Origin of the sequence: Clostridium estertheticum (genome assembly GCF_011065935.2) — a bacterium.
Lineage (GTDB): Bacteria > Bacillota > Clostridia > Clostridiales > Clostridiaceae > Clostridium_AD > Clostridium_AD estertheticum_A.
In genome coordinates this window covers 2,217,404-2,231,405 of record NZ_JAAMNH020000001.1, presented here as the reverse complement: position 1 = coordinate 2,231,405, position 14,002 = coordinate 2,217,404, and the positions used below count along the sequence as shown (strand labels likewise).

Here is a 14,002-nt window from a genome sequence, read left to right as displayed (position 1 = left end):
CTTTTGTGTTACACCCAGTTAGCAATAAAAGTATAACGGATAAGCAGTAAAAAAAAAGAGGCCTTCGCCCCTTAAATTATAAACTTCTGTACTAATTCATTAAGCTTTTGTGCAAGCTCTGCTTGAATTTGTGAGGTTTGTGCTACTTGCTCCATAGCTTTTGAAGTTTCATCAATACTAATTTGAATATCTCCTGTATGTTCTGCAGAAAGTTGTGAATTTTGTGCCAAAATTTGAGCTGCAGAGCTAACTTCATTTACTGTTGCTTCCACCTCCTCAGACATTGATGCAATTTCTTCTGACATGGAGCTTACAAATTCCCCATCCTCACCATATTGTTTTCCTGATGCAGCGTATTGTTCTAAAACAGGTTTAATATTTTCTATAATGAATTTAAGTATATCATTGCTATTTCCAGATAAATTCTTAAATGCATCTTGAACCTTTGCTATTGTACTTTGAATAGTATTTACTGTTTCTGAGGACTGTTCTGCAAGCTTTCTTACTTCATCTGCAACCACTGCAAATCCTCTTCCTTGCTCTCCTGCTCTTGCTGCTTCAATAGCCGCATTTAGTGCAAGTAAATTAGTTTGTGCTGCAATGGCTGCAATTCCATCCGCCATAACCTTTATTTCATCTACAACTTTTCCCTCTTCTATAGCATTTAATATTCTTTTTTCTTTTTCTTCATAAATACTATTACTTTCTTCCAATGCCTTTTCAGCTTCTATCCTAACTTGTTTAGCTTTTTCTTTAATTTGTGCAGCATTACCGCTACCTTCCATAGCCTTTGAAGATAGTTCTTCCATACTTGAGTTAACCTCTTCAACGGATGCAGTTATTTCCTCTGATGTAGCACTGGCTTCTTGAACAGCTTTATTTATTTCCACTGTTGAACGGTCTATAATTTCTATTTTAGATGTTATTTCCTCAACTGTAGCTGAAAGTTCTTCAGAAGATGCACTCATATCAGAAGAATTGTCCATGATTTCTCTTATTAGTTCTTTAATATTTCCCTGCGCAATATTTAGTGCAATGCCTGTTTGTCCAAATTCATCTTTTGTTTTGATAGTCATTGTCCCAGAAAAATCATAACGAGAAAATCGCCCTGCTAAGTCTTTTATTTTATTTAATGGATACATTATATTTTTAGTTAGTATGTAAGCCATAAAAATTATAATGAAAAATGCTATGGCTGTATAAATTAAAATTGCATTTCTAGTTTTGTTAAATTGAGCTATGTTATTTGAATTCGCCTGCTGTGCTGATTGATTATCTATAACAATACATTTTTCTAATTTTTCTAACATAGAGATTCTTACTGGATCAAGTTCCGAATTAAAAATCACAACTGCGTCCTCATAGTTATTAGATTTCACAAGCTTAATGATTTTAGTGCTTCCTTCTTTATATTTTACAAAGTCAATATTGAAATCAGCATAAATTTTATCCTCTTCTTTGGATGTAGTATCTAGACTGCCATATTCCTTTTCATATTTTATATCTTTATTAGCTAAATCAATTATATTCTTTATTTGCGCATCTAATTTTGATCTATCTTTTTCAAAAATAATTTTAAGCATCTCTGCGTTAGTTCCATTTAGATTTCCTTTCATTTCTTCTAAATCCTTAATAGATGTTAAATAATTACTATATATCTCTTTAGAACCCTCATTTATCTTCGCTGAACTTAACATACCCTCTGCTCCTATTAAGAGTATAAAAATACACACTACTGAAAAAACTGATATAAGTTTTTTCTTTACACTTAAATTTACAAAAAAATTCATTTTACCGCTTCCCTTCTTTTTTCATAATATATTCTTCGAATCCAGTATAGAAATTTGGATTGTTTACAATATTGTACCAATTTATAATTTTAACTGTATTTATGGTATATTTCAATATTTATTTGTATTTTTATTAACAAACTCATTTACAAAATAACTTTTTTTTCGACAAAGTAAATATAATATCTTAATTAAAGCAAAAAAAACTAGTCAAAGTGACTCTACACCACCTCAACCAGTAAACAAACCCTATTATGTTTCCTTCTTCAGTTTCTACGATTAATAATATATTTACATTTTAATTATGCTCATAATCTTTAGTAATTAAGATATTCTACAATGTTGCATATATAGCAGCCTCTAAAAAATAAATCATATACCTATCCATCATACTCAACCATTGCCTCTTTTAAATTCCTCACTCCACCCCTTGCGTCTTCCACATCACCTATATATCTAGGAATCAGGTGCACATGCAAATGGTTTATAGTTTGTCCAGCATAAGTTCCTACATTTATTCCTATATTATATCCCGCGGGTTCATATTGAATATCAAACATTTCTTTTACCTCGTGCATTAAGCTATATATAGCTTTAACCTCTTCTTCAGTTGCCTCAAAAAAATCAGCAAAATGCCTCTTAGGTATAATTAAACAATGACCATTATTTACTGGGAAATGATCTAATATTGCAAATGTCAATTTATTCTCTACTATTACTTCTGATTGGTTGTAGTCACAAAATATACATTCTGACATTGTGTTTGCCTCCTTTATTTTTATTAATCAATGAACCTCTTTTAACTTAAAACTCTATTATTAATTTTTATTCCATAAAAGGTTATAAATTTAATCACCCCAATATTCTTCTGCCTCTTTTTCCATTTTATTTAGCCTTTTATAATAATCCGGAAATGCTCAAAAATTATTTTGGTACTTAATCAAATTAAATCTGTATTGGAGATATAACCTGCACCTTAAATTCTTATTTCCACCACATGCTCTATTACTTGTTATAATTTTAACGTTCAATTCTATTTTTTATATAACTCTATAGGTAAATCGTTTGGATCACTAAAAAAATAAATTTTTTCCCCGTAATCTCATCAATTCTAATATGCTCAGTAACTACGTTTTTATTAGCCAGTTCTTTTTAACTTCATTATTATATCTCCTTGTTTTATATTACAACTGATTTTCTTTGGACTAAGAATTAACTTTATTAAGTATTAGTGCTGTGGATATCCATTATATGCTATAATTTCTATATGCTTGGTAGAAATTATAACATATTGTTTATTAACAATAATAATTATATCAGATTGATGAGAATCCATGCGGTCAGTAAAAGAAATTTTTAAAGGAGGTAAGCCATTATGAATAATCTAATTCCTTTTTTATCTTATGTGTTTGTTGCCACCTTTACACCTGGTCCCAACAATATATTATCAATGGTGAATGCAAAAAGGTATGGTTTTAAGAATTCTTTTCGTTTTAATTTGGGTATTTTAACTGGATTTATTATACTCATGATTGCTTGTAGTTATTTTAATTTATTTCTTTTTGATCTGATGCCTAAAATCGAACACTATGTAGGTATATTTGGTGCAGCTTATATGCTATATCTTGCTTATAAAGTTACATTTGGTACAAAGAAAACAACAGAACTAACTAATAAAGAAACAAATACTTACATAGCAGGACTAACTATGCAGTTCGTTAATCCAAAAGTAATCTTATACGGTATTACTGTCATATCCACATTTATAACTCCATATTACAAATCAGGCTTTACATTAATACTTTTTTCACTCTTACTGGCATTTATAGGATTTGTATCTACTCTTTGTTGGGCATTATTTGGTGCACTATTTCAGAATTTTTTAACCAAATATAATAAACAATTTAATATAGTCATGGGGTTATTATTAGTTTATTGTGCCGTGTCCATTTCTGGTTTGATTGGTTAATACTTAATATATCCTCCATTACGTCTATTTGTCTATTACCGCCTATTAATATTGTTTATTTTACAGATACCCAAATATTACTTTTAATATAAAATCGCCATTTAAAGTCCTTTGCTTCTTCTGCATAATCAATTCCAATTCTTTTAGCTTCTATAATCTTAATTTTTTCTTTATCCGTTGATTCTTCTATATATAGGTTACTTTCACATAAATCTTGTTTGTTATTTTCTTTATTTATATTCATTGCAATGCACAGTTTAGATGGACCTGAGGACAAGTTTTTAAATTGTGCTTTTGTTAATTCATTATAGGCTTTATTAAATCTAAACTTTGACATTTCTTCTAATCCTTCTATTGGTTCAATTGCTCTAATTAAGACTCCTTCTGGAGAGCCTTCTTCTTTTGTTATTACATTGAAGCAATGATACATGCCATAAATAAAATATACATATGCAATTCCTGGTTTACCATATAACGCTTCTAATCTAGGTGTTTTTTTTCCCCCGTAAGCATGAGAAGCCTTATCTATTGAACCAATATATGCTTCTGTTTCAACTATCTTTCCTCTTAACTTTACTCCATTAACTTCATGTACAATTACTTTCCCTAAAAGTTCCTTAGCAACCTGTAAAGTTTCTTTAGCATAAAATTCTCTGGTAAGTTTCACCACAAATCACTCCTCATAAATATATTCTATCATATTATACTTTTAGTTTCAGGTGAAACCTTGACCTTAATGTAAATATTAAATCCGTTCAATAAAGTACGTTTGAGACTGCTAAACAGTTTTATTTACCCAGAACAAAATGCATATACTAAGGTACATAAATGTAATAACTACAAAAGAAATAATCTTTAATACCTTCTTATCCATTCTTATTCCTATTATCACAGACGCTAAAAATATTACCTCCAGAAATGGTAAAAGAAACATTATTATATTTTCAAATATTATTTTACTGGACATTTCACGCCTCCTTTTATTAAATTACAGCTTCATATACTGTAATTATTTCTTCTAAAATAAACTATCACAATGATGTGTTATATATACAGTTTGCTACTTTTTTCATTTTGCTATCCTCATCTTTTATTAAATATTTATGAATGGTGTAGTTCAGAATTAAAAAACTATTATCTTCATAATAAATAAAAGGCAGGGAGTACCCATGCCTTTTAATAATATAATTTTATCTACATATTTCATTAGTCATTTAAATCTAATTATATTGAGGTTCTTGTTTCTTAATATATTCCTGTCTTCCTTTTAAAACCTCCAGTGCAGAATCAAGTTGCTCTCCGATTTGTTTAAAATCATTTTTCGCTTGTTGATCATCTGTTTCTAGAGAAAATGTCTTCATTGTAGCAGAAGCACTTTGCATTCCAGCAATTGCTTGTTGCATTTGAGTTCCTACAGTCATTTTTTTCACCTCCCTTCAAATATATTTAGCCTTTAGGTTTAAATATTATAGCTGCAATAAACCCAAATACTATTGCTGCAGAAATCCCAGAACTTACGGTTTTAAACATACCAGTAAATATGCCTATAAATCCTGTTTTTTCAGCATCAATTAAGGCACCTGTTACAAGAGTATTACCAAAGCTACTTATAGGCACAAATGCACCTGCACCTGCAAATTTTACCAAAGGGTCATATAAACCTAATCCTCCTAAAATTACTCCAATTACAACTAATGTGCAGGTAGTATGTGCAGGGGTAATCTTTAAAATATCCATTATAAGTTGCCCAACAACACAAATTAGACCACCTATTATAAATGCATAAATAAACTTTTCCATTAGACTCACACCTCTTTTTTACATTTCTATTGAAACTGCATGAGCAATACAAGGTATGCTTTCCTTTTGTTGATAAGATATTGGGGACATTAAAGCGCCTGTTGCAACAATTAATATTCTCTTTAATTCTCCTTTCCGCATACGGTTAAGAAAATGTCCATAAGTTACAGTAGCAGAACAGCCACAGCCACTACCGCCAGAAAAAACTGGTTGATCCTTTTTATATATTAAAAGTCCACAGTCTGTAAATATATCTGGTGGCATTTCTATACCATGGGTTTTTAATAAACTAATAGCAAGTTCATGCCCTACCTTGCCTAAGTCGCCAGTAGCAATAAGGTCATAATATGAGGCATCAATATTTAAATCTCTAAAATGTGCTTCAATGGTATCTACAGCCGCTGGGGCCATAGCAGCACCCATATTAAATGGATCTGAAATTCCCATATCTATTACTCTTCCTATGGTTGCAGAAGTGATTTTAGGACCGACTCCTTCTTCGCCAAGTACCACTGCTCCAGCTCCCGTTACTGTCCATTGAGCAGTAGGAGGTTTTTGTCCACCGTACTCTGTAGGATATCTAAATTGTTTTTCTGCAGCAGCATTATGGCTACTTGCAGATGCTATAACATATTTGGCTGACTTACTTTCTATTAATTGAGCTGCTAGGGCTAAACTTTCCATGGAGCTCGAACAAGCACCAAAGATTCCTAAAAAAGGTATCCCCAAAGTTCGCGCAGTAAAACTACTAGAAATAATCTGATCCATCAAGTCTCCACTTATAAAAAAATTGATATCTTCTTTTTTTATACTTGATTTTTTTATTGCTCGCGCGCAAGCATGCTCGAGAAGAACCTTTTCCGCCTTTTCATAGCTATCCTGTCCAAGCCATAAATCCTCGTGAAGTATATCAAAGTCTTCAGCTAACGCACCATTAGCTTCAAAAGGACCACCAACTGCTGCAGAAGCTAGTATTGTAGGTTTAGAATTGAAAATCCATGATTGATGTCCTTTAAGCATCTACATCCCTCCCAACCATTTTATTGTGATTTTTATGGTAGCAACCACAAAGGCAGAAAAAACCCCATAAACAATGATTGCTCCAGCAAGCCTAAACATATTTCCAGCTACCCCAAGTACATATCCTTCGCTTCTATGCTCAATTGCAGCAGAAGCTATGGAATTAGCAAAACCGGTAATTGGAACACCAGATCCAGATCCACCCCATTGACCAATGTGATCGTAAACTCCAAGTCCCGTAAGCAAAGCTGAAACAAAGATTAATACTGTTAAAGTTGGACTAACTGCTGTTTTTTCATTAAAGTTAAAGTAGGTGATAAAAAACACTTGTAGGCATTGACCAATGGTGCATATGATACCACCTACAAGGAAAGCTTTAATACAATTTTTAAAAATAGGTCTTTTAGGTTCTATTTTTTTTACCAATTTATCATATTTCAGCTGAGTTGGGGTTAGTTTTTTCTTTTTTATATTGGACATTTTTTACACCTTCTAACGTAATAAATAGGGTTCCAATTTTTCCAGGACTTTTTTTAAATTATCAGTATTTTTTAAGTACATGGATTTTGCTGCTTCATTTTTTGTTTCTAAAGAAAAGGACATAAGGTCTGCTTGGCATTTTTGAATACTGGCATATAACATTTCTTTAATCTGTGTTTTTGGGACTTGTATCAAATCATCAAAAAGATCCAAATATAAATCTCCAGAAGAATCTACTTGACCTATAAAAACATTTTCAAGTGATACTCCTTTGTTTTTCAGCTCTGTTTTAAGCCAACCTTGATTTAATCCAATATTGGTAAGACCTTCATTTAACATATTTCCATCTAAAATAACTGTCTGTGATTCTGTCTTAGATGCAACTTTTTTTCCTAAATCATAGGGGGTAACAGGTTTTTTATCAGCCTTTAAACTAACATTGATATCGCCACTTGTTTCCATAACAGCAAATTCAACATCCGCTAAATTAAATGCCTTTTGGAAGCGTAATTCTTGTAGAAACTTTTGCCCAGTCATTCTTTCTTTTGCTAAATTATCTTCCATAACTTTACCATTTTTAATTAAGACTCTTTCCTTACCATTTAGTATGTTATAAATCCATTTACTTTTCATGCCCGCATAATCTAAAATAATAGGCATAAGTGCCCAAATGGCTAGTGTAATTAATCCAAAGTAAATGTTAGTAATGATACCTAATGAAATTAAAGTAACTATAAGCGCAATGACTACATAAGAAATAAAATCAAAGGGGGTAAATCTAGATAAGTTTCTTTTCTTCATAAATCTTGTTAAAATTAATGTTAAAAAAAATAAAATTATTGAGTTTAATAATATTATTAACCAAGTATTCATCATTTCACCTCTTAGTCACCTTTATATTGGGGCTCTTGAAACTCCATAGAACCTACTCTTTTTTCTAAATCTATTTTGATTTTATTTATTTCTTGGAAAGCCTCAGTATAAATAGCCCTAGCTTCTTCATCCCGTTCCTGCAATGAATATAATCTTAAAGTAGCTTCAGAGCCCTTTAGAGATGCTAATGTTTGTTTCACTTTAGAGATAACAGTCACATGGAAACCTCCTTTTAAAAATAAATTAATTTCTAAGATAGTTTAACTAATATACATAGATATAATTCATTTATTTAAAATATAATATTCTTGATAAGCTATAAGCTGCATTTTAATTTGTATTTTTTTATATTAAAAAAGATGACTCTTGTTCAATGAACAGAAATCATCTTTTTAATCAACTTAGAGTTTTTTCAAATTGTCCATAAAGGATGCAGATTATGTGACAAGTGGGTATTATCTTAATAAATATATACCTTATAATAATTGAACAAGGATACCTAGCTAATATTGACCTCCGTCATGTGTGTTTAATAATTCTTGTAATTTCTTAGCTTGCATTGCAGATTGTTCTGCAAATTCCCTGAATGTATTACTCACTGCTTCTTCTGATACTTCTCTTGCAAATGATTGATAGTCCCTAACATTTTCTTGTGCGTCTAATAATTTTTTCATAATAGTGTCTCTGGTGTTCATTTCCATTTTAATCACTCCTTCGATACTATTTTTTCACAAAAGTTATCTTTTTATGTATTTTAGTTTTATTATTTTCTAAAATAGAATCTATTAAATAAATGGGCATATATAATGAACTTTTGGTCATTATAATATTTAAAGATCATTAAAATAAATATATGTTTTGGTAAGCTTTTAATTTTAGATTAGTTTATGTATCCTAAAAATAAATATTAACAAGAAAGGTGAGATAATATGAGCAATAAGTTAAATGTAACCAAGAATAAAATGGCTAAATTAGGAATCAAGAAAAATGAGCAAAATGATTATGAATATATTGACCCTGAAGATAAGAATAAATCTAAATATAAGTCAGTTAAAAAGGAAAATAAGTACTAAATTTAACTTTTCATGTATTCATATAATGATAATTTAACCTGGTGGAAAATGGTTAAGCCTATGATTGCAGATTATAAAATAAAAAATATATATAGCTGTTAAATAAAATTCAACAACTATATATATTTACACTTTAAACTGTTTTAGGCATTATAAACAAATGTGGTTGTTGTAGATGATCCTGAACAATTCTAAGAGCTTCACCGAATCTCTGATAATGAACAACTTCTCTTTCACGCAGGAACTTCAAAGGCTCGATTACATCTGGATCATCAGCCATATTAATTAAATATTCATAGGTAGCCCTTGCCTTCTGCTCTGCGGCTAAATTTTCAGTAAGATCTACAATTGGATCACCTTTTGATTGAATATATGAGGCATTAAAAGGAACACCTGAAGCACTTACAGGATATACTCCTCTACCATGATCTGCATAGTATCCACTCATGCCGCCCTTTTGAATTTCTTCTAGAGTTGCGCATTTCATTAATTGACGAACCATACTTCCAACCATTTCCAAATGAGCTAATTCTTCAGTACCTATATCATTACATGTTGCTATAGCTTGTGCAGTTATCATAGAAAATCGCTGACTTAAGTATCTTAATGATGCCCCTAGCTCACCGTCTGGACCACCATATTGAGTAATAATAATTTTTGCCATTTCTGGGTTAGGAGTTTTAATTTTTACTGGATATTCTAAGAACTTATCGTATGTCCACATAAATTACACTTCCTCCTTTTCAAACATAAAATTAGCTTCATTTTCCCAAGGCCATGGTTCATTTATCCATTGCCATGGGGAAGGGCTTAAGGAGTCAAGTTGAGTTAACATGCCGTAATTCATATCATAGTTTTCTTTGAGTCCTCTCCATTGCATAATATAATTATTATACTCTGCAACAGCCTCTCTATCCAATGGATGGGTATTAAGGTACAAAGCTAAGTCTATCATCATGAATCGTGTAGCACTAATCTGTTTTAACATTTCCATTTTATTCAATTCATTTCTCATTAGATTCGCTCCTTTTGCATTGTTTCCAATTGACATGGTCTACTTTTTTTGTCCTCACCTTTGTAGGGACTGTAGAGTTCGGGGAAAGTAGTTCCGCTTCTTAGTGCTTCAACTGGTGTAAAAAGAGCACAAAGGACTTGGTATGGAACATACGCAGCAGCTAATCTAACATTTTCTATTACTGTTTCTTGTGGTATACAGTTGCTCATTACTTGTTTTTGTGGTGTTTTTTTTCCCATTTCTATCTGTTTCAATTTGAACCTCCAGAAAGTATTCAGTACATAATATAATATGCAAATGTTGAAATAAGTGATTAAAAAATCTCCTTTGTTTCCTGTATATTTTTTTCTGTAAATACTATAGAGATTGCAAATATATAATTAGCCGAGGTATATGTAAAAAAGGCTACCTAAGATAGGTAGCCTTTCAAGGTTTGAATTTTTCTACAATCTGCTACTTTTAAAATTCAACTTAATCCCATTAAACAATTCTGAAAATAGATACAGTTCCAATAGGTCCGGATAAACCTACTAATACTATACTAATAGGACCACTCGAATTATTAACAAATCTGAAGGTTTCTCCTGCTGTTGCGGCATATACTCTATTAGAGCCACTTATAATTGGATTTGTTGCTGTAATAGATATACCGGCAATAACACCACGAAGGGATGATACCAAATCAATCTGTATAGAAACGGTTCCAGGATTTGGAGTAACTGCTATCTTCCAGTCTATTACATAAACTCCTGTTGTATTAACTGTAAAAATACCTGTTGCTGGATTATAACTGAGATCTGGTCCTACAATATCTACAGCATTATAAATAATAGTGCCTCCAACTGGAATTGATAATTCATTTATTGTTATAACACCATTTGCAAAGGAATTGAAACTTGGTCCTGTTGCACCTGTTGGGCCAGTTGGGCCTGTTGGACCTGTTGGGCCTGTTGGGCCTGTTGGGCCTGTTGGACCTGTTGGACCTGTTGGGCCTGTTGGGCCTGTTGCGCCTGTTGCACCTGTTGGGCCTGTTGGACCCGTTGGACCTGTAGCACCTGTTGCGCCTGTTGCACCTGTTGGGCCTGTTGGACCTGTTGGACCCGTTGGACCCGTTGGGCCTGTAGCGCCTGTTGCTCCTGTTGCGCCTGTTGGGCCTGTTGCGCCTGTTGGGCCTGTTGGGCCTGTTGGGCCTGTTGGGCCTGTTGGGCCTGTTGCGCCTGTTGGGCCTGTTGGACCTGTTGGGCCTGTTGCGCCTGTTGCGCCCGTTGGGCCTGTTGGACCTGTTGGGCCTGTTGGACCTGTTGGGCCTGTTGCGCCTGTTGCGCCTGTTGCGCCTGTTGGACCTGTTGGGCCTGTTGGACCTGTTGGGCCTGTTGGACCTGTTGGGCCTGTTGGGCCTGTTGCGCCCGTTGGGCCTGTTGGGCCTGTTGGGCCTGTTGGGCCTGTTGGGCCTGTTGCACCTGTTGGACCTGTAGCACCTGTAGCACCCGTTCTTCCAGTTGGTCCAGTTGGACCAGTTGGTCCTGTTGGGCCTGTTGGTCCAGTTGGGCCTGTTGGTCCAGTTGGACCCGTTGGTCCTGTTGGTCCAATTATACATGCTGGAAAGCAATGCTTACAACATTCGTCTTTATCATGCTTGCAGCATTCGTCTCTGTCATGTTTGCAGCATTCGTCTCTGTCATGCTTACAGCATTCGTCTCTGTCATGCTTGCAGCATTCATCTCTGTCATGCTTGCAGCATTCATCTCTGCCATGCTTGCAGCATTCATCTCTGTCATGCTTGCAGCATTCATCTCTGTCATGACAACGCTCATCTCTATCATTAATGAAATCACCGTTTTTGTCATAAACATTACGGTTATTTATAAAAAGATTTCCAGTAGCTTCATCTATCTCGGTACAACGATACTTCTTAGATGAACTATCATTGGATTTACCCATAATTACACCTTCCTTTTATATGATATTTACTTTATATAAAAACATAAAATGTTGACATTATCTTTATATAAGATGCTGCTATTTTCTTTGCACTATATATAATATTGTCAGTACATAGTATGCAGTCACCTTAGTTTACGTTAAACAGTTTTGTTAAAAACTTAAAACTAAATTCAAAAAACTTAGTACAAAAATTAATCAGCCAAGAATTTTTGGCTGATTAATTTTCATGTTATATTTATATTAAATAAAGTGAAATTTATATTTAAAAACTATCTAAATAAAATTTATGATTATTTAACAGCCTTTCATCATTAGGTGAAAGCTTAATCGCTTGCTCAGAAAATCCTATTGCTTCTACCATCATATTTAAATTATAACAGCCTAAAGCTGCTAAATCATAAGGAGTATGGTCCCAAGCATTTTCATCATTAGCAAAATTAAATGTTTTTTCTTTGATTTTTAATGCTTCTGTTGCATAATAATAAACACCAAGCCAATCCTTTTCTTGGTAAGCTAATAAAGATAACTCTATATAGGGTTCTCTTAATGAAATTGATTCACTTATGGCTTTATGATACCATTTTTTAGCGTTTAATATTTCTCCTTTTTCACAATATGCTCTTGCAATAAACCTCATAGAAGATGCTCTTTCCTCTTCATAATTTGATGTAGGCAGTGATAAATAATTCTTTAAGGTTAAAATACAATCATCCCAGTTACTGTCAAACATATATTCTCTACCAAGATAATATGTGTTTCTACTATTATTAGGATTTTCTTCAACAGCCAATTTCAATAATGGAAGATTTAAACTCCTGTTTTTTGTTACATCAGGATAATGATTTATTACCATACCCTTAATATAAACTTGTTTTTCCTCTCCCTCTCCCAAATATTCTAAAATCTCATGAGTTGGATATATCCACCTATATCCATGTCTTGCATGAACTCTGTCCCAAGTATATTGTACAGCAGGTAACCCATTAGAATTAATCCTCCAATTATATAGATACAATCCTCTTGTGGTTTGGTTTGTCCAAGCATTTTCTAAATGCTTTCTCCAACCAGGCTCACTAACATCATCAAGATCAGAGGATACGCAAATGTCTATATCATCTGGAATTAATTTTAAGCATTCATTTCTTGAATAATCAAATCGAAAGGGACTCGCATCTATAGAATATACAATAGCTCCTCTTTCTTTTAGCTTATTAATTGTGTTATCGGTAGAGCCTGTATCTGCAACTATAACAACATCTGCTGAACTAAAATGATCCATCCAACGATCAACAAATTTTTCTTCATTTTTACAGATTGCATATACGCAAACTTTATATTTATTACTCATGTAAAAACCCCCAATAAAATGAATAGTGACCAGAAAATATTTAGCACATATTATACTATGCTAATTTAAAAAATAGTGAGTAAAATTTTATTTTTTTTATTTAAAACTAAAGGAATTCTCACAATATGTTTCGAAGTTTTAGGGTAAAAGATTACTAGATTTTTTATTTTATAATTTAAAAGAGCATCCTTTATGATGCTCTTTTTTGTTATTATTTTTAGTCTCTACCAAAAAACAAAGGTAAAAATAAAAACGGAAACAAATTATTAAAAGGAAAATTATTATTGTGATGATAATAACCTTGATGATAACCTTGCTGATAACCGTGTTGATGTCCTTGTTCATAACCTTGTTGATATGAATCATGGTCATGTGATGCCCTTGACATATCTTGGCCAGTTCCTTCTGGCGCTTGATATTGCTGCTGTGGCGTTTCTAAACCATATGTTGGTGGAGAATTGTACATCTCATCCATCATTGGATAGCCCATAAAAGGCATATATTGTGGTCCCATTTCAGATTGTTGCGTAGGATTAGTATCATTTACATTAGGTATATACTGAGGGTCTTGCATATCCATATTTTCATTATCCAGCATTGTTCGGTATAACATTGTAAACCTCCATCGATTTTACTACACTAGTATAATATGAATTACTTAAAGAGCTGTTACTAATTATTTAAATACAT

General features: G+C 32.7%; 19 protein-coding genes. 2 read left to right on the top strand and 17 right to left on the bottom strand.

Annotation, left to right across the window (positions count from 1 at the left end):
* Positions 1 to 71: 71 nt before the first annotated feature.
* Positions 72 to 1,790 carry a methyl-accepting chemotaxis protein gene (locus tag G9F72_RS10390; protein ID WP_164956351.1) on the bottom strand — a complete coding sequence of 573 codons (1,719 nt, stop codon included), beginning with the start codon at positions 1,788 to 1,790 and terminating at the stop codon, positions 72 to 74.
* A gap of 380 nt (positions 1,791 to 2,170) precedes the next feature.
* Entirely contained in the window at positions 2,171 to 2,566 is a 396-nt protein-coding gene (locus G9F72_RS10385) for an HIT family protein (protein ID WP_318010978.1), read from the bottom strand.
* 599 nt (positions 2,567 to 3,165) lie between these two features.
* Here G9F72_RS10385 and G9F72_RS10380 point away from each other — a divergent pair.
* Entirely contained in the window at positions 3,166 to 3,759 is a 594-nt protein-coding gene (locus tag G9F72_RS10380) for a LysE family transporter (protein ID WP_164956349.1), read from the top strand.
* 55 nt (positions 3,760 to 3,814) lie between these two features.
* On the opposite strand, the gene G9F72_RS10375 is transcribed toward G9F72_RS10380, so the two are convergent.
* From G9F72_RS10375 to G9F72_RS10335, 9 genes are all read right to left on the bottom strand, one after another.
* Complete coding sequence (locus tag G9F72_RS10375; RefSeq protein WP_164956440.1) at positions 3,815 to 4,426, bottom strand: DNA-3-methyladenine glycosylase; 612 nt, start codon at positions 4,424 to 4,426, stop codon at positions 3,815 to 3,817.
* A 111-nt stretch (positions 4,427 to 4,537) separates the two neighbouring features.
* Complete coding sequence (locus tag G9F72_RS10370) at positions 4,538 to 4,726, bottom strand: hypothetical protein (protein ID WP_164956348.1); 189 nt, start codon at positions 4,724 to 4,726, stop codon at positions 4,538 to 4,540.
* 253 nt (positions 4,727 to 4,979) lie between these two features.
* Complete coding sequence (locus G9F72_RS10365) at positions 4,980 to 5,180, bottom strand: DUF1657 domain-containing protein (RefSeq protein ID WP_164956347.1); 201 nt, start codon at positions 5,178 to 5,180, stop codon at positions 4,980 to 4,982.
* Positions 5,181 to 5,205: 25 nt separating this feature from the next.
* Positions 5,206 to 5,559: a stage V sporulation protein AE gene (gene spoVAE, locus G9F72_RS10360; RefSeq protein WP_164956346.1), complete on the bottom strand. Its 354-nt coding sequence runs from the start codon at positions 5,557 to 5,559 to the stop codon at positions 5,206 to 5,208.
* Between the two features lie 18 nt (positions 5,560 to 5,577).
* A complete protein-coding gene (gene spoVAD, locus G9F72_RS10355; RefSeq protein WP_164956345.1) occupies positions 5,578 to 6,579 on the bottom strand; it encodes a stage V sporulation protein AD in 1,002 nt (333 codons plus the stop codon).
* Entirely contained in the window at positions 6,580 to 7,059 is a 480-nt protein-coding gene (spoVAC, locus tag G9F72_RS10350; RefSeq protein ID WP_164956344.1) for a stage V sporulation protein AC, read from the bottom strand.
* Between the two features lie 12 nt (positions 7,060 to 7,071).
* On the bottom strand, positions 7,072 to 7,932 hold the full coding sequence (locus G9F72_RS10345; RefSeq protein WP_164956343.1) for a DUF421 domain-containing protein: 861 nt from the start codon (positions 7,930 to 7,932) through the stop codon (positions 7,072 to 7,074).
* A gap of 11 nt (positions 7,933 to 7,943) precedes the next feature.
* Positions 7,944 to 8,150, bottom strand: coding sequence for a DUF1657 domain-containing protein (locus G9F72_RS10340; RefSeq protein ID WP_164956342.1), 207 nt, complete (start codon positions 8,148 to 8,150; stop codon positions 7,944 to 7,946).
* A gap of 285 nt (positions 8,151 to 8,435) precedes the next feature.
* Positions 8,436 to 8,633 (bottom strand): hypothetical protein, encoded by a 198-nt coding sequence (locus tag G9F72_RS10335; RefSeq protein WP_164956341.1) that lies wholly within the window; start codon positions 8,631 to 8,633, stop codon positions 8,436 to 8,438.
* Positions 8,634 to 8,861: 228 nt separating this feature from the next.
* Between G9F72_RS10335 and G9F72_RS10330 the strand changes: the two genes are divergently transcribed.
* Positions 8,862 to 9,005 carry a hypothetical protein gene (locus tag G9F72_RS10330; protein ID WP_164956340.1) on the top strand — a complete coding sequence of 48 codons (144 nt, stop codon included), beginning with the start codon at positions 8,862 to 8,864 and terminating at the stop codon, positions 9,003 to 9,005.
* Between the two features lie 133 nt (positions 9,006 to 9,138).
* Here G9F72_RS10330 and G9F72_RS10325 read toward each other — a convergent pair whose 3' ends face one another.
* The 6 genes from G9F72_RS10325 to G9F72_RS10300 all read right to left on the bottom strand — a co-directional run bounded on the left by G9F72_RS10325 (position 9,139) and on the right by G9F72_RS10300 (position 13,925).
* Positions 9,139 to 9,729, bottom strand: coding sequence for a manganese catalase family protein (locus G9F72_RS10325; protein WP_164956339.1), 591 nt, complete (start codon positions 9,727 to 9,729; stop codon positions 9,139 to 9,141).
* Between the two features lie 3 nt (positions 9,730 to 9,732).
* The gene (locus tag G9F72_RS10320; RefSeq protein WP_164956338.1) at positions 9,733 to 10,020 is read right to left on the bottom strand and encodes a spore coat protein CotJB; all 288 of its coding nucleotides are present in this window, start codon (positions 10,018 to 10,020) and stop codon (positions 9,733 to 9,735) included.
* Positions 10,020 to 10,274 carry a spore coat associated protein CotJA gene (locus G9F72_RS10315; RefSeq protein ID WP_224676064.1) on the bottom strand — a complete coding sequence of 85 codons (255 nt, stop codon included), beginning with the start codon at positions 10,272 to 10,274 and terminating at the stop codon, positions 10,020 to 10,022. Before G9F72_RS10315 ends, G9F72_RS10320 begins: the two co-directional genes overlap by 1 nt.
* A gap of 226 nt (positions 10,275 to 10,500) precedes the next feature.
* Positions 10,501 to 11,961, bottom strand: coding sequence for a hypothetical protein (locus G9F72_RS10310; RefSeq protein WP_224676063.1), 1,461 nt, complete (start codon positions 11,959 to 11,961; stop codon positions 10,501 to 10,503).
* A 265-nt stretch (positions 11,962 to 12,226) separates the two neighbouring features.
* Positions 12,227 to 13,312 carry a glycosyl transferase family 2 gene (locus G9F72_RS10305; protein WP_164956337.1) on the bottom strand — a complete coding sequence of 362 codons (1,086 nt, stop codon included), beginning with the start codon at positions 13,310 to 13,312 and terminating at the stop codon, positions 12,227 to 12,229.
* 217 nt (positions 13,313 to 13,529) lie between these two features.
* On the bottom strand, positions 13,530 to 13,925 hold the full coding sequence (locus G9F72_RS10300; RefSeq protein ID WP_164956336.1) for a hypothetical protein: 396 nt from the start codon (positions 13,923 to 13,925) through the stop codon (positions 13,530 to 13,532).
* Positions 13,926 to 14,002 lie beyond the last annotated feature (77 nt).